Source organism: Hymenobacter sedentarius, assembly GCF_001507645.1.
In the GTDB taxonomy this organism is placed as follows: Bacteria; Bacteroidota; Bacteroidia; order Cytophagales; family Hymenobacteraceae; genus Hymenobacter; species Hymenobacter sedentarius.
The window spans coordinates 3,506,339-3,530,018 of sequence record NZ_CP013909.1 but is presented as its reverse complement, the minus strand read 5'-3'; the positions used below and the strand labels follow the sequence as shown (position 1 = coordinate 3,530,018).

Here is a 23,680-nt window from a genome sequence, read left to right as displayed (position 1 = left end):
CTGCCACCGCCGCACGTTAATTGAGCATCGTGAAACAACCCATTACGCCAGGACAACCGCTATTACGGGAGAATGCCAACTGCCGCCTGGCGCAGGCGGTAGCGTGTGGCTTGGTGCTCACGCTGCTAGCGCCGGCGGGCCTCTTGGCTCAGAACCCGCAGCCTAGCCCGGCTCAGGCCCCGGCCGCGGGCTACGTCACGATAACCGGCACCTTGCGCGATGCCAACGGGCAGCCTTTGGAGCTGGCCGCGGTGGGAGTAGAGGGCCAGCCCGGCGGGACCAATACCACGGCGGAAGGGGACTTTTCGCTGCAGGTACGCGTGCCGGCACCTGGCCAAACCGCCATCTTGCTGGTGCGCCGCTTGGGCTATCTGCCGCTACGGGTGCCATTGAAGCTACCAGCCGATGCAAGTGAACAGCTGCGCCTGACCATGCGCCTCGACGTACGCGCGCTGAGCGGCGTAAAAGTGACGGGCCGCTCCGACCAAGCCGATACCCGCGAGCAGGTGAGCATCACCCACATCGACCCGCGCACTGCGAAGGAAATCCCATCGGCCTTCGGCGATTTCAACGCCATTCTCAAGACCCTGCCCGGCGTTATTTCCAACAACGAGCTGAGCAGCACCTACAACGTGCGTGGCGGCAACTACGACGAAAACCTGGTGTACGTCAACGGGTTCGAGATATACCGGCCATTTCTGGTTACCTCGGCGCAGCAGGAGGGCCTGAGCTTCATCAACCCCGATATGGTGAAGCAGGTGGAGTTCAGCAGCGGGGGCTGGCAGCCCAAGTATGGCGACAAGCTTGCCTCGGTGCTGAGCATTGATTACAAAACGCCGGAGAAGTTTGCGGCTTCCCTTACGGCCAGCCTGGTGGGCGGCGCAGCCCACGCCGAAGCTCGTTCGGCCAACGGTCGAGTAAGCTATCTGGCCGGGGTGCGTTACAAAAATGCACAGTATGTGCTGCGCTCACTCAAGCAGGCGCAGGGCGGGTACAACCCCACGTTTTACGATGCGCAGGCGTTTGTAAATATTGGGCTGGGCAAGAAGGACGACATGCAGCGCACTACGCTTGGTCTGCTAGGTGTCGTAGCGTACAACGATTACCGCTTCTCGCCCGAAACCGGCCAGGCTACTTTCTCTACGGGTACGAACCAGTTTACGCGGGTGTTCATTGCCTACGACGGGCGCGAGCGGATGCAGTTTGATACTTACCAAAGCGGGTTCAACCTCAAGCATGACTTTTCGGCCAACTTGCAAATGGAGCTGCTGGGCTCGGCTCTGATTTCGCGCGAATTTGAATACCGGGACGTGGAAGCGGCCTATAGGTTTGCCGACATCAACCGCGACCCGACCTCGCCCGATTTCAATCAGACCGTACGGGAGCGCAACATCGGCTCGCAGTTCAAGCACTCCCGCAACCACCTCACGGCTCAGATATACACAGCCGAAACCCGCGGCCGCTGGACGCCCAACGGCGCGCACACCGTGCGCTGGGGCGCCAAAATCGGGCGGGAAAAAATCGAGGACACGCTCGACGAATACAGCTTTGCCGACTCGGCCGATTTTGTGCCCGATACCCGCCGCCTGCGCCTGCGCTCCGATTTGAGCCTGCTCAGCACCCGCAGCCAGGGCTTTGTGCAGGACACCTGGTCGCTGGATTCGCTGCGCACGCTCACCTACGGCGCCCGCGCCCACTACTGGACTACGAACGGCCAGCTCGTCATCAGCCCGCGGGTGCAGTACTCCCAAATCAGCCGCAGCCACCCCAATCGCTCGTTTAAGGCGGCGGTGGGCGTGTATTACCAACCGCCCTTCTACCGCGAATTGCGCGACCAGCAGACCATTCATCTCGGCGTACAGCAGGCCTATCTCAACCCCGAGCTGCGGGCCCAGAAGTCCTACCACTTTATCGTGGGCAAGGAAATCAGCTTCCAGCAATTCGGCCGCCCCTTCAAGTTTTCGGCCGAAGCCTACTACAAGTACCTGACCGACGTGGTGCCCTACGACGTGGACAACGTGCGGCTGCGTTACTTCGCCAAAAACAATGCGAAGGCCTACGCCGCCGGCTTCGACACCCGGCTCAGCGGCGAATTTGTGAAAGGGGCCGAGTCCTGGTTTAGCCTGGGCGTGCTCACCACCCGCGAGGATGTAAACGGCGATTCCATCAGCTCCTTCGATGCCAACGGCAAAGAAATCAGCCGCCGGCCCAAAGGATTTATCCGGCGCCCGCAGGACCAGCGCCTGAATGTGGGCGTGTTTTTCCAGGACCACTTGCCCAACAACCCCTCGGTGCGCGGTTACGTGAACCTGGTGTTTGGCACGGGCTTGCCGTTCAGCCCCCCCAATCAGCCCGATTTGCGGGGTACCAATGCCTTAGAGCGCAGCTACAAGCGGGTCGATTTGGGCTTTTCCAAAGTCATTGGGCTGAAAAACACCGACGCCCCCAAAGCGCATTTCTACAGCTTCGAAAGCCTGTGGCTGGGCCTGGAGATTCTCAACGTACTGGCCGCTAATAATGTGGCTGGCTACAGCTACCTGCAGGATGTAAACGGGGTCACGTACTCAGTGCCCAGCTACCTCTCGCAGCGCCTAGTCAACTTGCGGCTCATCGCGCGGTTCTAGGCACCTTGCTTGGCTTATTAGTGGCGGGCTGGAATAAGGCAATTAGGTAGGAAATTCTACTGTCAGGCGGTGACGTAGATGTACATTGCGGGAAATATTTCAGGCCGCCGGCAAACCTTTCACCCCGCCAGCGGGTATGGATTGGCGAAACGAAACCCGCGCCGCCGGTATTGGCCGTTGAGCTTTCCGTTTTACCTTTGCGCCCAATGACCCAATTGGCTTTCCAGTTTAGCTTCGATGCAGTGGCCGCGCCGGCTTTGTGCCTGGCTGCCGGCTTTGTTGTAGCTGTAGGTGCCCACCATCGCCACCACCATCTGTGGGAGGCCGGGTTGTGCGCCGGGTGCTAAGCTAGCACCGGCCGCCCGCGCCTCCACCGCCGCGTCCCGGGGTGAGTTTGCGCCGGGCTTACTACTTCAGTTTTCGGGAAATCCTGCTGCCGGCCACAGATGTCGGCGTGCAGTGGACTTGTGCTCAGCATTTGGCCGTCCCGCCTTTTTTACCTTACATGCTACGATTAGCCATCCAAAAGTCCGGTCGCCTAAGCGAGGATTCTCTTGCCCTCATTCGCGAATGCGGCATCAACTTCATCAGCAGCTCTTATAAGCTCAAGACCGAAGCGACCAACTTCCCGCTCGAAATTCTGTTTTTGCGCGACGACGACATTCCCGGCTACGTGCAGGATGGTGTGGCCGATTTGGGCATTGTGGGCCAGAACGTGTTGGTAGAAGCCGGCTATCCAGAGCTGGAGGTGGAGGCGCTGGGCTTTAGCAAGTGCCGCCTGAGCCTGGCCGTACCGCGCGCCGACGCTTACGCTTCGGTAGCAGCCCTGCAGGGTAAGAACATTGCCACCTCTTACCCCAACATTCTCGGCCGCTACCTGGCCGAGAACGGGGTGCAGTCGCACCTGCACACCATTAGCGGCTCCGTGGAAATTGCGCCCAGCATTGGTTTGGCCGAGGCCATTTGCGACATTGTTAGCAGCGGCTCCACCTTGCTCGGCAACGGCCTGCGCGAAGTCGAAACCGTATTCCGGTCCGAAGCCGTACTCATTGCCCAGCCCAACCTATCGGTGGAACAAACGGAGCTGCTCGAACAGTTGCGGTTCCGCATGCAAGCCGTGCGGCGGGCCAAGCGCAGCAAGTACATCGTGCTTAACGCTCCGCTAGCGTCCCTCGACGAAGTGCGGCGGTTGCTGCCCGGCATTAAGTCGCCCACCATTACGCCGCTGGCCGAAGCCGGTTGGGTCTCGGTTCAGTCGGTGGTGCAGGAAGACGAATTCTGGCACATCACCAGCCAACTCAAGGCCGTTGGAGCCGAGGGTATTTTGGTGTTGCCTATCGAAAAGATGATTGCCTAGCCCCACGCCATGCAAGTCTACTCTTATCCCGATTCCAGCCGCTGGGCCGCATTGCAACAGCGCCCCGCCGCAGCTGAAGCCCCCCAGGTGGCGGCCCGCGTGCGCGAAATCTTTGGCCAAGTGCGCGAGCGCGGCGATGCTGCCCTGATAGCTCTGGCAGCCGAACTTGATAAGGCCACGCTTCAGCACCTGCTGGTATCCGAAGCTGAATTTACGGCAGCTGTAGCCCAGGTGCCAGCAGCCTTGCAGGCCGCCATCCGCCAAGCCAAAACCAATATCGAAACCTTCCACATCGCCCAGCGCGAACCCGAGCTTCGGGTGGAAACCATGCCGGGTGTGGCCTGCTCGCGCCGTGCCGTGCCCGTGCAGCGCGTGGGACTGTACGTACCGGGTGGATCGGCGCCGCTTTTTAGCACGCTGCTCATGCTGGGCGTGCCGGCCCGCCTGGCCGGCTGTCCGGAAGTGGTGGTGTGCACGCCGCCGCAGGCCGATGGCTCGGTGAGCCCGGTTATCCTTTTCGTGGCTCAATTGCTGGGAATTGATAAGGTGGTAAAAGTGGGCGGTGCCCAGGCCATTGCCGCCCTCGCGCTGGGTACTGCCAGTGTGCCGGCCGTGGATAAAATCTTTGGCCCCGGCAACCGCTACGTTACCGCAGCCAAGCAGCTGGCTGCCGCCGAATTCGGCGTGGCCATCGACATGCCTGCTGGCCCTTCCGAGGTACTCGTTATTGCTGATACCAGTGCCAACCCTGCGTTTGTAGCGGCTGATTTGTTGTCGCAAGCCGAGCACGGGCCCGATTCCCAAGTGGTGCTGCTAAGTGATTCGGAAGCTGTAATTGCGCAGGTGCAAGCTGAACTGGAACAGCAGCTGGCCACGCTGCCACGCCGCGATGTCGCGGCCCAAGCGCTGGTCAACAGCCGAGCCGTGTTACTGCAAGATTCCGCCACCATGCTGGCCTTCTCCAACCAGTACGCCCCCGAACACCTCATTCTGGCTACCGACAACGCCGATGCTTTGGCCACGCAGGTAACCAATGCAGGCTCCGTTTTTCTGGGCCACTTGACGCCCGAAGCAGTGGGCGACTACGCCTCGGGCACTAATCACACCTTGCCCACCGGCGGCTACGCCCGGCAGTACAGCGGAGTGTCGCTCGATTCGTTTGTTAAGAAAATCACCTTCCAGCGGCTTTCGCCGGTTGGGCTCCAGTCTCTGGGCCGGGTGGTCGAAACCATGGCCGAAGCCGAAGGGCTAGCTGCCCACGCCCGGGCCGTAACGCTGCGCTTGGCGGCAATGGCTAGTTCCTTGCCGGTTGCCGCAGGCCCACAAACCGATGTTGCCCATCCCTACGCCGGGCTTATCCGGCCCAGCGTCGAGCGGATGCAACCGTATTCGTCGGCCCGTGATGAGTTTGAGGGTATGGCCCCGGTGATGCTGGATGCCAATGAAAACAGCCTGGGCTCCGTGGGCCCCGATGATTTCAGCCGGTACCCCGACCCGCACCAACGCGCCATTAAGGCCGATTTGGCCCAACTGAAAGGCGTTACGCCCGAAAATATTTTCTTGGGCAACGGTTCCGACGAAGCCATCGATTTGCTGGTGCGCCTCACCTGCACCCCCGGGCAGGATAGCATCGTGGTGTGCCCGCCCACCTACGGCATGTACGAAGTGGCCGCCAACCTGAATGATGTGCGGGTAGAGCAGCTGCCGCTCACGCCCGATTTTCAGCTTGCCGCCAATGCAGCCCAGCTACTTGCCGCCTCCAGCGCCAAGCTGGTCTTTCTGTGTTCGCCTAATAACCCCACCGGCAATTTGTTGGCCCAAGATGCCATTGAAGCCATTTTGCGCTCATTCAAAGGGTTCGTTGTGGTCGATGAAGCATATGCCGACTTCGCCATGTCGCCCAGTTGGACAACACGACTACCCGAATTCCCACGCCTAGTGGTGCTGCAAACCTTTTCAAAAGCGTGGGGCCTGGCCGGCTTGCGCCTGGGTGTGGCCTACGGCTCACCGGAGCTGATTGCCTACCTCAACAAAATCAAGCCGCCCTACAACATTTCCGCCGCTACCCAGCAGCACGCCCTGGCCGCATTGGCCGCAGCTCCCCAGCTGCCCGAAATGCAAGCCGAGCTGCTGAACAGCCGCCGCTGGCTAGCCGAGCAGTTGCCGCTGCTTCCCATTGTGGAGCACGTATTCCCATCGGATGCCAACTTCCTGCTAGTGCGCTTCAACGTTGATGCCACCGCAGTATACGACCAACTCCGGGCGCGCGGCATCGTGGTGCGCAACCGAACCACCCAGCCCGGCTGTGCCGGCAGCCTACGCCTCACCGTTGGCACCACTGATGAAAATGCGCAGCTGCTACAGGCACTCACCGAAATAGGAGCGGAGCTTCCTACTGAAGTAGCTACCAGCCGTTGAGCCAACTGCCAAGTGCGGCAGCTAAAGAGTATTGATAACTGTTTACGAATAAAAGAATTGAAAAAGGCCCTTTTTATTGACCGCGACGGCACCATCCTCGTTGAGCCCCAGCCGAGCCAGCAGGTCGACAGCCTGGAAAAGTTTGCTTTCCTTCCGGGGTGCATCAGTGCACTGGCCCGCATCGCCCGCGACTTGCCCGAGTATGAGCTGGTGCTCGTCACGAATCAGGATGGCTTGGGCACGGACAGTTTTCCGGAAGACACCTTTTGGCCCGCCCACCGGCTCATGCAGGAAATACTGGCCGGAGAAGGCATTCATTTCGCTGCCGAACTCATTGACCGGAGCTTCCCGCACGAAGGCCTGCCTACCCGCAAGCCCGGAACCGGACTGATGGGCCGCTACCTGGACCCGGCCAACGAATACGACCTGGCCAACTCCTATGTCATTGGCGACCGTCTTACCGACGTGGAGCTTGCCGCTAATCTCGGCAGCCAAGCCATACTAATAGGAGAGGAGCCCGACGAGCGCGCCGCCCTCACCACCACTAGCTGGGATGCTATCTACCATTTTCTGCGGTATCCGGCCCGCATCGCAGTCATTGACCGCAACACCAACGAAACCCAAATCTCCGTTCGGCTGAACTTGGACGGGACCGGGCAAACAAGCATACACACCGGCTTGGGCTTTTTCGACCACATGCTGGAACAGTTGGGCCGGCACAGCGGAGTTGACTTGTCCATAAATGTAAAGGGTGACTTGCACATCGATGAGCACCACACCGTGGAAGACACGGCACTGGCATTAGGCACGGCCTTCTCCCAGGCCCTTGGCGACAAGCGAGGCCTGGCCCGCTACGGCTTTCTGCTGCCCATGGATGAGGCGCTAGCTCAAGCAGCCATTGACTTCTCGGGCCGGCCCTGGCTTGTCTGGAATGCTGAATTCCGCCGCGAGCGGGTGGGCGATCTGCCCACGGAGCTGTTCTTCCACTTCTTCAAGTCCTTTACCGACAATTCCCGGGCTACGCTGAACATCTCCTGCACTGGCGACAACGAGCATCACAAGATTGAAGCCATTTTCAAAGCCGTTGCCAAGGCGATAAAAATGGCTTTACAGCGGGACGAGTCGGCCGCAATTCCCAGCACCAAGGGCATACTGTAGATTACAATATGCTTTGTACATATGTGTAATAATGACTTTCTCTACTTATTGCACAAATGGATTAAAAAACAGATTCATGGAAATTGCAGTTGTAGATTACAAGGGAGGAAACGTGCAGTCCGTGCTGTTTGCATTGGAGCGTCTGGGAGCCCAGCCCACGCTCACTTCCGACCCTGAGGTTTTGCGAAAGGCCGATAAAGTGCTTTTCCCGGGCGAAGGCGAGGCCTCTTCCGCGATGGAAGCCCTGCGGGCCGCTGGGCTCGATAAAGTGCTGCCTACTCTCACACAGCCCTTTTTAGGTATTTGCTTAGGCATGCAGCTACTGGGCCAGCACAGCGAAGAAAACGACACGCCCATGCTGGGTCTGTTGCCCTTCACGGTGCAACGCTTCGTGTCGGATGCCACGCATAAAGTGCCCCACATGGGCTGGAATAATCTCCAGGCTTTGCAGGGGCCGCTTTTTGCGGGCCTCACCGATGCCGACCACGTTTACTTTGTGCACAGTTATTACGCCCCGGTTGGGGCGTATACCACGGCTCAATCGGCGCATCCCGCACCTTTTAGCGCGGCGGTACAACACGGCAACTTTCACGGAGTGCAGTTTCACACCGAAAAGAGCGGCGCCGTCGGTACCCGCATCCTGGCCAACTTCCTGGACCTATAGTTTCATCCCTTCAGCTCAATTCACAATAGTATCCCGTGGAAATTATTCCCGCCATCGACCTGCTAAACGGTCAGTGCGTCCGCCTCAGCGCCGGAGACTTTGCCCGCCAAACCACCTACGATTCCGACCCTGTGGCCGTGGCCCAGCGTTTCGCTGATGCTGGTGTGCGCCGGCTGCATCTGGTAGACCTGGACGGCGCCCGTGCTGGTCATCCCGTAAACCTTGCCGTGCTGGAGGCCATTGCCCGGCATACGTCTTTGGATATAGACGCTGGCGGCGGAATTCAGACCCACGCATCCCTTACTCAGGTTTTTGATGCTGGAGCTTCTCATATCACTGCCGGCAGCTTGGCTGTGCGCGAGCAGGCCGCAGTAGAAGGTTGGCTGGAACTTTATGGAGCGGATAAAATCTTTCTGGGCGCTGATTTTAAGGGCGAGCATATTATGATAAACGCCTGGGCTGATCAAAGCCCCTGGACCTTGGCAGCCTTCATTGAGTCGTACCTGGCGGCGGGGGGCAGCACGTTCATTTGCACCGATGTCAGCAAAGACGGCCTGCTGCAAGGGCCATCGTTGGCTACTTATAAGACATTGGTGCAGCAGTATCCGGATGCGCGCTTCATTGCCAGTGGCGGTGTAACCACCGTTCCCGATTTAGAAGCCCTTAGTGAGGCCGGCATGCACGGAGCCATTATCGGCAAGGCCTTGTACGAAGGGACCATTTCCTTACCGGATTTGCAGCCGTTCTTATAGCATCACCCGTAACGGCCGTCAGCTCAATTTTTCGGCCACGCAATTCATTCTCATTAAACCTTAAATCCGTGGTCAAGAAAAGACTTATCCCTTGCCTCGATGTCCGTGATGGCCGCACCGTAAAGGGCATCCAGTTTGAGGGACTGCGCGATGCCGGCGACCCGGTGGCATTGGCTGCCCGGTACGCCCGTGAGGGGGCCGATGAGCTGGTGTTCCTTGATATCACGGCCACGAACCAACGCCGTAAGCCGCTTACGGAGCTGGTTCGCGACGTGGCACGGGTGCTCGATATCCCATTCACCGTAGGAGGTGGAATAGGCAGCGTCGGCGATGTAGAAGCCTTGCTGCTGAGCGGTGCCGATAAGGTTTCCATCAATTCGGCGGCCTTGGCCCGGCCGGAATTTATTGCGGACCTGGCCCGTCGGTTTGGCTCCCAGTGTGTGGTAGTGGCGGTGGATGCCCGGTTGGTGAACGGAGAGTGGCAGGTAATGACACGCGCCGGTACGGTGGCCACTGGCCGCGAAGCCGTGGCGTGGTGCCGCGAAGCCGCAGATTTGGGTGCCGGCGAACTGTTGCTCACTTCCATGAGCCACGATGGTACGAAATCCGGGTATGCACTCGACCTGACCCGGGCGGTTAGTAATGCCGTGCCCGTCCCGGTTATTGCCTCCGGTGGAGCTGGTCAGCCATCCGATTTCACCGATGTTTTCAATGCGGGCGGTGCCGACGCGGCTCTGGCCGCTAGCATTTTCCATTTTAACGAAACCGCCTTGCCTGCGCTGAAGCATTATCTCCACAGCGCAGGCATTCTGGTTCGGCTTTAGTCTTCACATTTGTGCATTAGTGGTGGTTTCCGTTGAGCTAAATTCCGCCTTCTCGCCTCTTTTTACTTTACCTCATGAGTGCTGCATTTTCTCACCCCGCAACCTTGCGATTTGACCCCGCTACTGGTTTGTTGCCCGCCATTGTGCAGGATGCTGATACCGGCCAGGTGCTTATGCTCGGTTATATGAACGAGGAAGCTTGGGCTAGAACGCAGCAGGACGGGCGGGTAACTTTTTTCTCCCGTTCAAAAAACCGTTTGTGGGTTAAAGGGGAAAGCAGTGGCAACTTCCTTACCGTTGTCAGCCTGCACGTCGACTGCGACGCTGATACGGTGCTTATTCGGGCTATCCCCGCCGGCCCGACCTGCCACAGAGGCACGGTGAGCTGCTTTGAGCAGCCTGAGCAAACGCTGGCGCCAGCAGCTCCCATTGGCTTTCTAGCAGGCCTGGAACGGCTAATTGTGGAACGCCGTGAGTTTCCTGAGCGTGCACCCACTTCTTATACGGTGTCACTTTTTAACAAGGGAATTGCTAAAATCGCGCAAAAAGTAGGAGAGGAGGCTGTAGAAACGGTTATTGATGCTGTAGGCGGCAGCCGTGAAACTCTTCCTGGCGAAGTGGCAGATTTACTGTATCACTTATTGGTGTTGCTAGTTGCTTCGGGTGTGCCGATGGCGGAAGTCATTAGTGTGTTACAGGAAAGGCATCGTTTGCCAAACACCCGCCACCTTACCGAAGGTTAAGCAATCAAGACGAAAACAAAACGGCGGATACATACTCTGTTTATAGAGTTTGTATCCGCCGTTTTGTTAAACCTCTGTACTGACGTTATCAAGTCTTCAATTGTCTTCTGATTTTCTCCAGAAGTGCGATGGCAATGGTAATATCTTCTTCCTCACTGATTGATAGCGTCGTGTTGACGCCAGGGCCGCTGACCTGAATTTGGTAACCACTACTGGCTCCTTGAGCACTTTGCACAGGGATTGGCGCCACTCGATTCGGTGCTAGTTGAACTGGCGGCTGCATTATGGGCATGCTCATGTCCTCAGACGCTGCTCGGGTGGTTGCCGCTGGTAACGACTCCGTGGGGCGTGCCGGGTGAGAAGTACCAGCAAAACCAAATAAATTGGCAATAGCATCTGGGCCTCCAGGTTTTTGGGCGGCAGTAACTGCTGGTCGGACCGTTGGTGTTATATCTGCTAAGGGCTTTACAGACTCGAATTCGTCATCAAAAAAAGGCTCACCCTGGGCATAATAATTTTCTCCCGTTTCAGGTTGCGGGGAAGCAAAGCTTTCGTTTTGGGGATGGTGCTCGCCCCTGAAGGTATTGGCGATTGGTTGAGGGCTGGCTAGCTCACGTCGTGGAGCCTGTTGGGCTGCAAGTGCGTCTATATCAGCAATCATATTCCGCTCATCCAGTAGGCCCACCATTCTACAGCCTTCAACGAAGGCCTTTGCAACTCCTTGAGCATTGATTTCTTCGACGCCAAACTCGCGGATGAGCATTACGTCAAGCATTTGAATAGGAAGCTCCCTGGAGCGAAATTTCCTGCACAATTGAGTGAACAGTGGCGGTGTTAGGAATGCCTCCCGGTGAAAAAGGAGTTCTTCCTGTTTATCGTAAGCATGCTTAATTCGCTTAAATAGCGTTGTTGTAGTAAGCAAGTCCCGTTTGCTTGTCAACAGCCCAAACTTCACTGCTGAGCCGATTATTGCTTTGAATGAGCCACTTACTTTACGGTTTAGCTTACGTGCTGCAGTTTCGATAGCACATTTTCCGCCAGTATCGTCCGTTACCTCCGCTAGTTCCCAGGCCCCAGCATATGTAGTTCTTGGGTAGTCTATAAGTTTTGGCATCAGTATTCGTCTTGGGTCTTGTTAGGGTTTGCAAGTATAACGTTAAGGTTGAGATTAGGATAGGGTTAAATTTCAAAAGTATAAAAAAGTTTTAAATGTGGGGCTATTTTATACTTTATTATACTCTATGTGTGGTATTTATGTATGTGGCTCTGTCAGCAATTGGAGGGAATTATAAGGCACTAGGTAAATACTTGGTTTTGTACTGATATGTTTAAGTTTCATTTCTAAACTTAAGCAACTATAGTTTTTAAGTTTCTTTAGTAATAAAGCTTGAGTTTTCAAAATGCATTGCTCAATGTCCAATAATAGGGTAGGAGCATAAAACGCTAAAACCATTACTTTCCATAACAGTATACAAAAGTATAAAAAATTCTAACGATTTGTACTTTTTTGTATCATCTGAAAAGAAATCTTGCAAGACATACAAGGTTTTAGCATAGCCCAAGATTATTGCCCAGTGATGTAATCATATAATAGCAATTAATAATTAATAGCAACTAATAATGAAGCGTATTTTTGAGATGGACACCAATAACTAGACATCAAACATCTTTATAAGAAGCAGCTTTTATTCACCAAACATTTATTCACCAAACATATAATATTGGACTTAACAACTCAAACGTTAAAAACTCCGCCATAAAAAAAGGGTAGCAAACATATAGCTTACAAAAACTCGTTTGCATGACAATACCAAAACTCGCCTTGCTAAAATACTTACTCAACAATTTCTTAAAGCTGGTTCACAGTTTACTTAATCTACAGTATGGTTAACATCGAATAGACGCCTTAAATCATCTGAGTCGTAAGCTTTCCACTAGATAAAGTACCTTGATAAATAACACCACTATTTGTCTTATAATTTATATTATGTTAAGTATGTTTTCTCAAATCATGGTACCCAAACAAAAAAAGGCCCATCCACAATGTGGACGGGCCCTCCTCTTGCAACACTAGAAGCTTATTTTCCCAGCGACTTCAGTTTCGCATTGAGTCGCTCAGAGTCAGCAGTACGACCTAAGCGGAAGTACACTTTCTGCAACGATGAGAGCGTGTTACGGTCATTGGGCTGCAACTGCAAAGCCTTTTCAAAGTACGGCACCGAAGCTTCGAAATACTTCTTGCCCTCAGCCTCATATTTCTTACCCGACGTCTGATAGGTTTTTAGGTCCATTTTGCTTGCCTTCGTGTAAGCGTCGGCAGCTCGGTTATAATTGTAGACGCCAAGATTGAACTGGGCATCGAAATTATTTGGGTCCAATTCAACAGCCTTTTTGTAATCAGCCAAGGCCAGGTCCGTTTTCTTCTGCTGGTCGTACATCGAACCACGAACCGCATAAAGGTTCGAATTAGTTGGGTCAGCGGCAATTGCTTTGTTGATTTTGCCTAACGCATCTTCACCTTTTCCACTGGCCAACGACATGTTCAAGTCTTCCAGCATGAAGGCCTTGTTGGTGGGATAAGCCGCCAAGGCCTGCTGAAGAATCTTAGCAGCTTCGGCATTGTCACCTTGCTGTTTAGCCAATTGCAGCAAACGAGCGTACACGTTCACCGATTTGTAATTCATGCCCAGCAGCTGGTTGTAGCTGGCTTTGGCACCGGCCAAATCCTGCTTGGCTTCCGACGCATAGGCCGAATAGAGCACTGCAGTCGTGTCTTGAGGCTTAATTTGGGAAGCCAGCTTGTAGTTGGCAATGGCCTTGTCGTACTCCTTGGCATTGTAACTCGCCACGGCGTCGTTGAAAGCACGACCGTACAGATTGTCCATTCTAGTCACTGCCTGCTTGCCAAATTCACCGGTTTTGGTGTCCAGCTCGATGGTTTTGGCATACGACTCATAAGCCTTCTGCAGGCCCTCACCAGGTTGAAGCTGCTTGCTGTAGATGGGGCTTTCCATCATAGCCTGGTAAATTTCACCGCGCGTAAACCAGGTTTTGGCTTTGGTGCTGGTCTTTTCATTCACAATGGCCTTATCGATATCAGCGCGGGCTTTGTCGAGCAGGCCGGTGCGCTGGTTCAGGATGGCATTGGTCACTGCCGAATTTTGGGCCGACGCAAGCGTAGGCAAACCAGCTGCCAGCACGGTGGCCGCGGCAAACGTCAAAAAAGTCTTCTTCATAAAATCGGGAATGTGCCGTGGGTGTGTTAATTAAGCAGGGTGAATCCGGCTATAACCAACACATTTTTAGCGGAAAGGATAAAAAACAGATGAGCAAAAAGGTGTTTACTGATGCAATTATAACGGTAGTATTGCATTCAGTAGGCCAAAAATAAACGGGGCGAACCAATGGACCGCCCCGCTCCTCTTCAGCAATTATGCCAAATCTTCGGCATCGGGTTCTTCATCGGCGGTATTGTCATCAACTTCGATGTCAAGCACGCCAACAGTAATAGCTCCGCCGCTGGATTCGGCCAGTTCTTCCGAGCTGTCCACTACTACCAATGTAGCTTCCGTCTCGGATTCATCTTTCTCTTCAGCAGCTACTTTAGCCACTGATGAAATCTCGTCGTTGCCGCCAATCTTAATAAGCCGCACGCCCTGAGTGGCCCGACCAATGGTCCGCAGGTCACTCATCCGCAGACGGATGGTGATGCCCGACTTGTTTATAATCATCAAGTCGTCGGTATCGTTTACGTCTTTGATGGCCACCAGATTGCCGGTCTTTTCCGTGAGTTTCATGGCGCGCACGCCTTTACCTCCCCGGTTGGTTACACGGTATTCGTCCAGCGGGCTGCGCTTGCCATAGCCATTCTCACTCACCACGAGCAGTTCCTGCGTGGGATCGGCGAGGCAGACCATGCCCACCACCCGGTCGCCGGGAGCATCGGACAAGGTGATTCCGCGCACACCCGCCGCCGAACGGCCCATGGAGCGCACTTTAGATTCGTTGAAGCGAACAGCCCGGCCGAAACGCGAAGCCAACACTACTTCCGAGTTCGGCGCCAGCAGCTGCACGTCTAGAATACGGTCGCCATCGTTGATGGTAATGGCGTTGATGCCCGCAGTACGGGGACGCGAATAAGCCTCCAGCGGAGTCTTCTTCACAGTGCCCTGCTCGGTGCAGAACATCAGGTAGGTATTCTCCAGGTAGTCCGGGTCCTTCAGGCCGCGCACGTTGAGCACAGAGCGCACCTTGTCTTCGCGGGGAATTTCGATGAGGTTCTGGATGGGCAGGCCTTTGGTAGCCTTCCCTCCTTCCGGCACTTCGTACACCTTGAGCCAGAATACGCGGCCCAGCTCCGTGAAGAACAGCAGGTATTCGTGCGTCGTCGCTACGAACAGGTGCTCGGTGAAGTCGTCCTTCTTGGAAACAGCCCCACGCGAACCCGCACCGCCGCGGCCCTGGGCCCGATACTCGTCGAGGTTGGTGCGCTTGATATACCCCTCGCGGCTGATGGTAATTACCATGGCCTCGTCCGCAATCATGTCTTCGGTCGAGAAATCGCCACCTACGTAGTTGATTTCCGTGCGGCGGGCATCGCCGTACCGCTCGCGGATATCTTCCAGCTCGGTTTTGATGATGCCGCGCTGCAACACATCCGACGCCAGTACGGCGTTCAGGTGGTCAATCAGGCGCATCAGGTCCTCGTATTCGGCCACGATTTTATCGCGCTCCAGGCCGGTGAGGCGCTGCAGACGCATGTCCAGAATGGCACGGGCCTGCACTTCACTCAGCGCAAAGCGCGAAATGAGCTGCCCCCGGGCCACTTCCGGGTCGCGCGAGCCGCGAATCAGGGCAATGACTTCATCGAGGTGGTCGAGCGCAATCAGCAAGCCCTCCAGGATGTGGGCACGCTTCTGGGCTTCGGCCAGCTCGTACTTCGTGCGGCGAATGATAACCTCGGCGCGGTGCTCTACGAAGTAATGAATGAGCTGCTGCAGGTTCAGCGTCATCGGGCGGCCTTTTACCAGGCACACGTTGTTGACGCCGAAGGAGCTTTGCAGCTGGGTGTACTTATAAAGGTTGTTGAGCACCACGCTGGGCATGGCGTCGCGCTTCAGGTCGTACACAATGCGCATGCCGTCGCGGTCCGACTCGTCGCGCATGTCCGAAATGCCCTCAATCTTCTTGTCGTTGATGAGCGCGGCGGTCTTCTCAATCATCGACGCCTTATTCACCATGTAGGGAATTTCGGTGACGATGATTTGCTCCTTGCCGGTTTTGGTGGTTTCGAACGTGGCCTTGGCTCGCATCACCACGCGGCCGCGGCCGGTGTGGAAAGCTTGCTTCACGCCCTCGTAGCCATAAATGATGCCGCCCGTGGGGAAGTCGGGCGCCGTCACGTACTGCATCAGCTCATCCACCGTGATGTCGGGGTTGTCGAGATAGGCAATGATGCCGTTCACGACTTCCGTCATGTTGTGTGGGGCCATGTTGGTGGCCATGCCCACGGCAATCCCCGATGTGCCGTTCACCAGCAGATTGGGGAATTTGGCCGGCATCACGCTGGGCTCTTCCAGCGAGTCGTCGAAGTTGGGCTGAAAGTCAACGGTGTCCTTGTCCAGGTCGTTGAGCATTTCGTCGGCCAGGCGTTTGAGGCGGGCCTCCGTGTAACGCATGGCCGCCGGCGAGTCACCGTCGACCGAGCCGAAGTTACCCTGGCCGTCTACCAGCGGGTAGCGCAGGCTCCAGTCCTGGGCCATGCGCACCATGGTATCGTATACCGACGTATCGCCGTGCGGGTGGTATTTACCCAGCACCTCACCCACGATACGGGCAGATTTTTTGTAGGATTTATTGTAGCCCACACCCAGTTCACTCATGCCGTAAAGCACGCGCCGGTGCACGGGCTTCAGGCCGTCACGAACATCGGGCAGGGCCCGGGAGATGATGACCGACATCGAATAATCGATGTACGCGCCCCGCATCTCGTCTTCGATGTTTATCGAAATGATTTTTTCGCCTTCCGCCATTTAGGGGGTTGATGTGCGGCTCAAGAAACCCCGAATAAGAGTGATTTAAGCCGCAGAGTGAATGGTTCTTTATACGCGTGCGAAGTTACAACAAAAAGGCCGTAACGACAAGCGCCACGGCCTTTTTAGGGCATCTTTTGCTGAGGTTCAAACCAGTGTGCAAACCGGGTTTACAGCCGCGCGAAGGATTCTGATAATGCTATACTATGGCCCCTATTTGAGTGACTTACTCTTGTCGTTGCCGTGCGTACCGGGCTTGGGGTTATAAGTCTTGATTTTTTCACCAATCGCGGGGTTCTGTTTTTTGAACCAGGGCTGGCCGTGGTACTTCGTGCCGCTGTGCAAATGCACCTTGCGCACGTGGCAGGATTCTATGGGGCAGGTACGGCAGCTGGACACTATCATCAGCAGCAGGCAAGGCACCAAACGGAGGAGCAATTTCATAGGACAAATGTAGCGGTTACGGGTACCGACGAGCATCATATAAACGTCGGGCCCTCCCCTTTTAGTCGATACCGTCCCACTCGGCCAAGAATCGGGCCACGTAGGTTTCCATGAATGCGTGCCGTTCCTGGGCCACCTGGCGGGCGGCATCGGTGTTGAGCCGGTCTTTGAGGTGCAGCAGCTTTTCGTAAAAGTGGTTGAGCGTAGGCGCCGAGTTCTTTTGGTAGCTGGCAAAGCTGTCGTGCGCCACCGGAGCCACGGCCGAGTCATGGAGGGGGCGGCCCTTGTGCCCACCGTAGGCAAAGGCCCGGGCTATGCCAATGGCCCCGATGGCATCGAGCCGGTCGGCATCCTGCACCAACGCGGCTTCAATGGAAGAAACCGGCGTGGCCACGCCCAACCCCTTGAAAGACACCTCCCGAATAACCGTTTCCACCCGCACAATCAAGGCTTCCGGGGCTTGCTGGCTGCGCAGCCACTCGCGGGCGGCGCGCGGCCCGGCTTCGTAGTCGCCATCGTGGAATTTCCAGTCGGCTATGTCGTGCAGCAGCGCGGCCAGTTCCGTTACCTCGTGGTCGGCTTCGGGAGCGGCTGTTGCCAGGCGGCGAGCCATGAGCCACACCCGGCGGATGTGGGCCCAATCATGCCCACTGCCCTCATCGGCAAACTTTTGTTCGATAAATTGGGCGGTAGCAGCTATGATGTCCAAAAGAAAAGAGTTGAGCTAAAGGGAAAACCTACGCCTCGCGGACTACTCCGCGGGCGAAACAAAAGTAACAGCCTGTACTCGGGTTAGAGTTAGCCCAACCGCGACGGCTTCCTAGCTATTGATGCATTCGAAAAAACCCATGCCCCCGGTGGGGTCGGACAAAAGTGTTTGCCGTCCGCTTATTCACAAAAGCGGCAACTCGGCCCAGGGTCTGGCCGGACTCATTTACCACCAGCCACCGGGCCAGGTCTCCGTGAGTGAAGTATTTGTTCTTGTTCCGGTCAAATACCCCTTCGATATCCTGGTTTAGCGGCCGCACATAATAGGCGTCGCCGGCGTATAGCCGTACCTGGAAACGTAGAAATTCTTAGGCCTGAGCCAGTGACACCACTTCCAACAAACGCATACTAAGACAGAAAAATAAAGGAATTCAGAACGGAGCAGCAAGTTAACTGGCTCCGCCACGCTACCGCTTATATGCCCATTGGGAAGTCTCGTGTCAGACTTCGCACTCAAGGCAGTTTCTTCGCACTCCGTATTCAGGTCCGCCCCGATGTCTCGTTATCTTCTACCGCTCGTCTTCGCATTAGCTTTGAGCGAAGCCCCTCAGCTTGCTGTTGCTCAAGTGCCCCAGCAGGTCCCCACTCCTGCCGATACGATTCATAAGTACCAGAACCCATCCAAGGCAGAAGGCACCCACCGTCCGTTTCTCAAAAGCAAAGGGTTTCGGGCTGTAATTGTACCGGCCGTACTCATTGGCTATGGGGCCAGTACTATCAACGGACATGGATTTTACAGTTCCTACGATGCGCAAAAGGACATTCGCCACACATTCGGCAGCTACCGCAACCACATCGACAATTACCTGCAGTTTGCGCCTTACTTCGAAATTGGGGCCGTCTTGCTGGCGGGGGTAGACTCCCGCGACGACCGCCTGAACCTGGCCCTAGTGCTGGTTAAAAGCGAGGCCATTATGCTCACGACGGTGTACGCCATCAAGACCTTGACCGCCATAGAGCGCCCCGATGGCTCCAACCACTTGTCGTTCCCCTCGGGCCACACGGCCCAGGCCTTCCTGGCGGCCAGCATCGTGCACACCGAGTTCCGCGACAAAAGTCAGTGGTACGGCGTGGGCGCTTACACCATCGCTACCAGCGTAGCCGCTCTGCGCATGATTAACGACAAGCACTGGGAAAGCGACGTGTTGGCGGGCGCCGGCGTGGGCATCCTCTCGGCCCATCTGGCTTACCTCTCGCACCGCAACCGCTGGGGCCGCAAGCCCATTGGGCGCGATGTCGGCGTGCTGCCCACGTGGAGCCCAGCCGGCGGAACCGGCCTCAGCATAACCTGGCAGCCCAAATAGCCGCCCTTTTTCAGACTTCTACCGGCGCTGCTACTTTTTTTGCCGACACCGTAGCGCCAACACTAGCCACTACCACCAGCACGATGGCCAACCACTGCGTTGGAATCAGGTGCTCATGCAGAAACACCAACCCGCACAAGGCCGCTGCCGCCGGCTCCAGACTCATCAGGATGCTGAATGAGCGGGCCGGCAGCATGCTCAGGGCATTCATCTCAAGGCTAAATGGCAGCGCGCTTGAAAGCAGGGCCAGCGCCACGCCGGCTCCAAAAAGGGACGGGGTGAGCAACGCCAGACTCCCACTGGCCACCGTGAAGGGCAGGATGGTGAGGGAAGCGAACAGCATTCCCGTGGCGACCGCCGCACCGCCTGGCAAAACCTGCGACACCCGGCCGCCGAGCACAATGTAGGCCACCCAGCAGCCGCCCGCCAGCAGTGCAAACAGCGCCCCCAGCAGGTCGACCCCGTGCCCGGCCCAGGGAGCGATAAGCGCTATGCCCACGCCCGCCAGCACCACCCAAACTACATCCACCGCCCGGCGCGACCCGGCCACAGCCAGCAGCAAGGGCCCCACAAACTCCAGCGTTACGCACAGCCCCAGCGGAATGCGAGCCAGAGCCAGGTAAAACAAGAAATTCATGGTGCCCAGCGCCACGCCGTAGGGTATCACCGCCCGCCATTGCACTGCCGTCAATTGCCGGAGCGGCGGCCTGAAGGCAACCAACAGCATCAGGGCGGATAGCCCAATTCGCATTCCCGCCGCCCCGGCTGCTCCCACCACCGGAAACAAGCCTTTGGCAATGGCCGCGCCCGCCTGCACGCTCAATATGGCCATGAGCACGGATGGCACCGGCGGCAGTGAACCTAAACGGGGTATTTTCATCACAATTCGTTTTCAGACAGCGTCATGCTCATACGGCGGGTAGCAGCATCAGCTTAACATCCGAGGCAAGCCCAATTCCTTGGCATTCGACCACAAAAAACCCGCTGCAAATGCTTGATTTACAGCGGGCGTTAAGCAACGTGAGCCTCCTGCCGGGATCGAACCAGCGACCTACTGATTACAAGTCAGTTGCTCTACCAGCTGAGCTAAGGAGGCGTTGAGGTGCCACAAAAGTACATAAGCGACGTGCTTCTGCCAGCTTTGATGGCCTAAATTATATTAAAAAGGGCCCCGATAGCAACGCTACCGGGGCCCTTTCAACTGTAAAACAGTGCCTTTACCCAAGCGTTAGCTGCGAATAATTTTCAACTGCTTCTTGAGCGTCTCAATGCGCTTCTGTCCCTCGGCGATGCGGCCTTGGTATTCCTCGCGCAATTGGTTGGCATTTTTGGAACGAGCGAAGAAGTCCAGGTTGGTTTGCAACGTGGCGTGGTCGTTCTCCAGCTCGTTGATTTCCTTGCGCAGGGCCATTTCCTTCCGGGAAAGTTGCTGCTGGGCCTGGGGGCGGGCTTTCAAACGGCCCACCTCTACCTGGAACAACAAGTCATTCTTGTCGGCGTAGCTCAGGCCAGGCACGTGGTCGAGGTACTTGCCGAGCAACGTCAGCAACTGCTCCTCGCTGCGGTCGGAAGTGCCCCGGCCGGGCTGGTCGTCGGTGGGGTCAAACTCGGCCACCCAGCCCGCGAGTATTTCGCGGAAGCCTTCCAGCGTGCCGGGGTTGTCGGCCGTGAGGGCGTTCACCCGGTCGGCAATCTTGTCGAGGTGCGCGGTTTGCTCTACCGAGGACTGCTGCACCTTTTCCTCGCGGAACCGGGCCTCGTGCTTGGGCCGCTCAAATACGGCGTCGCAGGCGGCTCGGAAACGGTGCCAGAGCTTGTCGGCCAATTTATCGGGCACGCGGCCCACGTCCTTCCACTCCTTCTGCACCCGAATGATAACCTGACGGGCAGCATCCGAATCCGGGTTATTGGCGGCTTCTTCGGCCTGCTCAATGAGGGCCACCTTCGCTTTCACGTTGGCCGACTTCTCGTTATCGAGCGACTTAAAGAATTCGTTTTTGCGGTTGAAGAAGGCTTTGTAGGCCGCCCAATATTGCTTGTTCAGGGCATCGGCCTGGGCGCGGGGCACCAGCCCAGCGGCTTCCCACTCGGCTTTGATTTCCTGTAGCTCGTCGGTTTTGGAGCGCCACAGGTTCACCCGGTCGGTGTCGAAGGTAGCGAAAGGCAACACCCGTTCCAGCAGGGCCTGTTTAACGACCAGATTGGCTTTTTCCTGGGTCGAACGAATGTCTACAAACTCCTTGCGGCGCTGGTGCAGCACGTCGGAGGCCGCGATGAAGCGCTGCCACAGCGGCTCGCGCTGGTCGTTGGGCACCGGGCCGATGTGTTTCCAGTCTTCATGCAGCTTGGTCAGCTCGTCTAGGGCCTTGTTGATGCCGGGCACATCGGCCAGGGCCTCTGCCCGCTTGATGAGGGCTTCTTTAGCCTCCAGGTTGCGGCGGCGGTCCAGGTCCTTCATTTCCAGGAAGCGCCCCTGCTTGCTGTAGTAAATATCGAGCAAGCCGTGGTAGGTATCCCATATGGCCTGGCTGTCGGTTTGGGGCACGGCGCCGGTGGCCTTCCACTCGGCCTGCAGGGCCTTGAGCTTGGCCGAGCTGTCCTTAGTTTCGGCGGCTTCTACCAGCAAGCGCAACTGGTCGAGCAGCTGCTTTTTCTTGGCGAGGTTATCGGTGCGGCTGGCATCTTCGGCTTTGGCATCCTTGGCGCGGCTTTCGCGGAATTCCTGCAGGGCTTTGTTAAGCTCCTGCTGGCCCTCGGGCTGCTGGAAAGCAAACGCTTCGGCGCCTTCGCCGCCTTCCGAGAACTTCTGGCGGGCGGCGCTGCGCGCCAGGCCCACGTTGGTCTCGTACTGACGCGTGAGGTCCTGAATCTGCTTGCGGTTGCGGGCGGCTTCGGGCTGGCGCAGCAACTGCACCAGGTAGGCGGCCTGAGCCGGCAAGTCCAGAGCCGTGAAATCCGGGGCTGTGGTTTCGGGCACATATGCATCCTCGCCCTGCGCGTCACCTTCCTGCTCGGCAGTAGCCGGCGCTGCATTCAAAGGCGTATCTTCCGAAGTGGGCAGCGTAGCTACCGCTTCGGGCGCCGCATCCAGCTCGGCGGCATTGTGCAGGTTCACCGTGGGCAGCTCAGGGGCTTGGTCTTCTACGGTGGCTTCGGCGGCGGGAGCACTCAGCGTTTCGGGGTCGGCAATGGGGGCGGGCGTAGCGCTGGCAATGTGCTCATCGGCGGGCAGAGCCTCCGGATTGGGCGCCGGAAAATGAGCTTCCTCCGGATGGGCCATTTCGCTGCCGTAATGGGTGACGGCCCGGGCAAGGGGAGCCGACACATCGTGGCCGTTTACGGTCACAGAATCGGGCACGTGATGGGCCGTTTCGGCCGCGGCGGACGCTTCGGGCGTGCCGGCCTCGGGAGCCAGGGCAGCTTCCGAGGCGGTCGCGGGGATTTCGGCAAGCGGTTCGGCCGTACCCGCCCCCAAGGGCTGGTCGGCCGGGAGCTCCGGCGTGCCCTGCGGCGGCATCTCAACTTGAGTGGCCCCTTCAGCCGAAGCCGTTGCGGCGGGCTCGGCGTTTCCTTGAATCTCAGCTAAGCGACGTTGCAAAATGGTCATTCGGTCGTCGGCGGCCGGGTCGGTGCCACCGGCAAGCGGGGCAGTAGGTATTTCTTCAGTAGCCATAATTCTACGTAAAAGCCAGCTTCGCTACGGAAGCCAGAAGAGAGAGCAAAAAGAGATTGGATTAAAACAAAAATATGTCCCTGCCGCCGCATTAATTCAAACGAGGGTCTACGGGATAGTTCGACAGCACCTTGAATCGCCCGCCTTTCTCCCGCAAAATATCCCGCCAGAAGGCATCAGATGCCAAAGTAAACACTTTCCCGGCGCTTGCGGGGTGCCGTATCCAACTCTGCCCCTGCATTTCAGTGGCCAATTGGCCCACCGACCACCCCGAATACCCGGCAAAGAGGCGCACCTGGTCAGGCCCTACTGCACCGCTACCGATGAGGCCCAGCAGCAGCTCAAAATCGCCGCCCCAAAAAACATCCTGCCCCAAATCGGTGGCGCCGGGCAGGTCGGCCCGCCGGTGCAGGTAGTGCAGGGTGTCGGGCTCGACGGGCCCGCCCACATAAATGGGCAAGTGAGCCGCGGCACTGACCAAATTCGGTGGCAATTCGAGCACGTCGCCAAGGGTGAGCGTGGTAAGTCGGTTGAGCACCAGGCCAAAAGTACCGTCAGTGGGCTCGTCGCGGCATACCAGCACCACGCTGCGTTCGAAGTTAGGGTCGCCGAGAAACGGCTGGGAGATAAGCAAAGTACCGGGACGCATGGTGTTAAATTAACAGTTATCGGCGAACAATCATCACAAAATATACGGTGCATGTGACGGGAAGGGCTGGGAACTGGCCGTTGAGAGAAAGGCCTTACAGATGTTAGTACCTTGCGCGCCAAACGCCCTTTTGCTAACGATAACTCGGGAGCGAGCCACCGGTTTATGGGATATTGATTATTTGATGAGGTTGATCCTCTTCGACTTTGCACTTGCCACAGTACCTGGGCTAAGCCAGCTATAGACGATTGAGAGGTGAAAGCTACTCAT

At 56.9% G+C, this 23,680-nt stretch carries 17 protein-coding genes and 1 tRNA gene; 9 read left to right on the top strand and 9 right to left on the bottom strand.

From position 1 onward, the window contains the following. Positions 1–29: 29 nt before the first annotated feature. The 8 genes from AUC43_RS14535 to hisIE all read left to right on the top strand — a co-directional run bounded on the left by AUC43_RS14535 (position 30) and on the right by hisIE (position 10,540). Complete coding sequence (locus AUC43_RS14535; protein WP_233254018.1) at positions 30–2,624, top strand: TonB-dependent receptor; 2,595 nt, start codon at positions 30–32, stop codon at positions 2,622–2,624. A 505-nt stretch (positions 2,625–3,129) separates the two neighbouring features. Beyond that, positions 3,130–3,981, top strand: a complete 852-nt coding sequence (gene hisG, locus AUC43_RS14530; protein WP_068195102.1) for an ATP phosphoribosyltransferase — start codon at positions 3,130–3,132, stop codon at positions 3,979–3,981. 9 nt (positions 3,982–3,990) lie between these two features. Further along, complete coding sequence (gene hisD, locus AUC43_RS21860) at positions 3,991–6,399, top strand: histidinol dehydrogenase (RefSeq protein ID WP_335340884.1); 2,409 nt, start codon at positions 3,991–3,993, stop codon at positions 6,397–6,399. A gap of 57 nt (positions 6,400–6,456) precedes the next feature. Further along, entirely contained in the window at positions 6,457–7,557 is a 1,101-nt protein-coding gene (gene hisB / locus AUC43_RS14515) for a bifunctional histidinol-phosphatase/imidazoleglycerol-phosphate dehydratase HisB (protein ID WP_068195099.1), read from the top strand. Between the two features lie 76 nt (positions 7,558–7,633). Continuing rightward, complete coding sequence (gene hisH, locus AUC43_RS14510; RefSeq protein WP_068195096.1) at positions 7,634–8,221, top strand: imidazole glycerol phosphate synthase subunit HisH; 588 nt, start codon at positions 7,634–7,636, stop codon at positions 8,219–8,221. Between the two features lie 35 nt (positions 8,222–8,256). Further along, complete coding sequence (locus tag AUC43_RS14505; protein ID WP_068195094.1) at positions 8,257–8,973, top strand: 1-(5-phosphoribosyl)-5-[(5-phosphoribosylamino)methylideneamino]imidazole-4-carboxamide isomerase; 717 nt, start codon at positions 8,257–8,259, stop codon at positions 8,971–8,973. A gap of 68 nt (positions 8,974–9,041) precedes the next feature. Then, positions 9,042–9,797: an imidazole glycerol phosphate synthase subunit HisF gene (gene hisF / locus AUC43_RS14500; RefSeq protein WP_068195091.1), complete on the top strand. Its 756-nt coding sequence runs from the start codon at positions 9,042–9,044 to the stop codon at positions 9,795–9,797. Positions 9,798–9,871: 74 nt separating this feature from the next. Continuing rightward, positions 9,872–10,540, top strand: a complete 669-nt coding sequence (hisIE, locus tag AUC43_RS14495) for a bifunctional phosphoribosyl-AMP cyclohydrolase/phosphoribosyl-ATP diphosphatase HisIE (RefSeq protein WP_068195088.1) — start codon at positions 9,872–9,874, stop codon at positions 10,538–10,540. An 88-nt stretch (positions 10,541–10,628) separates the two neighbouring features. Here the strand turns inward: hisIE and AUC43_RS14490 are convergent, their stop codons facing one another. From AUC43_RS14490 to AUC43_RS14470, 5 genes are all read right to left on the bottom strand, one after another. Then, entirely contained in the window at positions 10,629–11,654 is a 1,026-nt protein-coding gene (locus AUC43_RS14490) for a hypothetical protein (RefSeq protein ID WP_157781099.1), read from the bottom strand. A 964-nt stretch (positions 11,655–12,618) separates the two neighbouring features. Next, the gene (locus AUC43_RS14485; protein ID WP_068195083.1) at positions 12,619–13,776 is read right to left on the bottom strand and encodes a tetratricopeptide repeat protein; all 1,158 of its coding nucleotides are present in this window, start codon (positions 13,774–13,776) and stop codon (positions 12,619–12,621) included. A 195-nt stretch (positions 13,777–13,971) separates the two neighbouring features. After that, positions 13,972–16,572 carry a DNA gyrase subunit A gene (gene gyrA / locus AUC43_RS14480; protein ID WP_068195079.1) on the bottom strand — a complete coding sequence of 867 codons (2,601 nt, stop codon included), beginning with the start codon at positions 16,570–16,572 and terminating at the stop codon, positions 13,972–13,974. A 213-nt stretch (positions 16,573–16,785) separates the two neighbouring features. After that, on the bottom strand, positions 16,786–17,016 hold the full coding sequence (locus AUC43_RS14475; RefSeq protein WP_068195075.1) for a hypothetical protein: 231 nt from the start codon (positions 17,014–17,016) through the stop codon (positions 16,786–16,788). Between the two features lie 61 nt (positions 17,017–17,077). After that, the gene (locus AUC43_RS14470; protein WP_068195071.1) at positions 17,078–17,725 is read right to left on the bottom strand and encodes an HD domain-containing protein; all 648 of its coding nucleotides are present in this window, start codon (positions 17,723–17,725) and stop codon (positions 17,078–17,080) included. A 625-nt stretch (positions 17,726–18,350) separates the two neighbouring features. On the opposite strand from AUC43_RS14470, the gene AUC43_RS21595 reads away from it, so the two are divergent. Beyond that, positions 18,351–19,088, top strand: a complete 738-nt coding sequence (locus tag AUC43_RS21595) for a phosphatase PAP2 family protein (RefSeq protein ID WP_068195068.1) — start codon at positions 18,351–18,353, stop codon at positions 19,086–19,088. A gap of 10 nt (positions 19,089–19,098) precedes the next feature. Here AUC43_RS21595 and AUC43_RS14460 read toward each other — a convergent pair whose 3' ends face one another. From AUC43_RS14460 to AUC43_RS14445, 4 genes are all read right to left on the bottom strand, one after another. Continuing rightward, entirely contained in the window at positions 19,099–19,920 is an 822-nt protein-coding gene (locus tag AUC43_RS14460) for an EamA family transporter (RefSeq protein WP_199243453.1), read from the bottom strand. Positions 19,921–20,111: 191 nt separating this feature from the next. After that, a tRNA-Thr gene (locus tag AUC43_RS14455) sits at positions 20,112–20,184 on the bottom strand. A gap of 132 nt (positions 20,185–20,316) precedes the next feature. After that, the gene (locus tag AUC43_RS14450; protein ID WP_082685108.1) at positions 20,317–22,761 is read right to left on the bottom strand and encodes a DUF349 domain-containing protein; all 2,445 of its coding nucleotides are present in this window, start codon (positions 22,759–22,761) and stop codon (positions 20,317–20,319) included. A gap of 91 nt (positions 22,762–22,852) precedes the next feature. Beyond that, positions 22,853–23,410 carry a YqgE/AlgH family protein gene (locus tag AUC43_RS14445; protein ID WP_068195059.1) on the bottom strand — a complete coding sequence of 186 codons (558 nt, stop codon included), beginning with the start codon at positions 23,408–23,410 and terminating at the stop codon, positions 22,853–22,855. Between the last annotated feature and the right edge of the window lie 270 nt (positions 23,411–23,680).

Coding starts and splice junctions, on each gene's coding strand:
- hisG (WP_068195102.1), top strand. CDS start 3,130: ATGCTACGATTAGCCATCCAAAAGTCCGGTCGCCTAAGCGAGGATTCT.
- hisD (WP_335340884.1), top strand. CDS start 3,991: ATGCAAGTCTACTCTTATCCCGATTCCAGCCGCTGGGCCGCATTGCAA.
- hisH (WP_068195096.1), top strand. CDS start 7,634: ATGGAAATTGCAGTTGTAGATTACAAGGGAGGAAACGTGCAGTCCGTG.
- hisIE (WP_068195088.1), top strand. CDS start 9,872: ATGAGTGCTGCATTTTCTCACCCCGCAACCTTGCGATTTGACCCCGCT.
- AUC43_RS14490 (WP_157781099.1), bottom strand. CDS start 11,654: ATGCCAAAACTTATAGACTACCCAAGAACTACATATGCTGGGGCCTGG.
- AUC43_RS14485 (WP_068195083.1), bottom strand. CDS start 13,776: ATGAAGAAGACTTTTTTGACGTTTGCCGCGGCCACCGTGCTGGCAGCT.
- gyrA (WP_068195079.1), bottom strand. CDS start 16,572: ATGGCGGAAGGCGAAAAAATCATTTCGATAAACATCGAAGACGAGATG.
- AUC43_RS14475 (WP_068195075.1), bottom strand. CDS start 17,016: ATGAAATTGCTCCTCCGTTTGGTGCCTTGCCTGCTGCTGATGATAGTG.
- AUC43_RS14460 (WP_199243453.1), bottom strand. CDS start 19,920: ATGGCCATATTGAGCGTGCAGGCGGGCGCGGCCATTGCCAAAGGCTTG.
- AUC43_RS14450 (WP_082685108.1), bottom strand. CDS start 22,761: ATGGCTACTGAAGAAATACCTACTGCCCCGCTTGCCGGTGGCACCGAC.
- AUC43_RS14445 (WP_068195059.1), bottom strand. CDS start 23,410: ATGCGTCCCGGTACTTTGCTTATCTCCCAGCCGTTTCTCGGCGACCCT.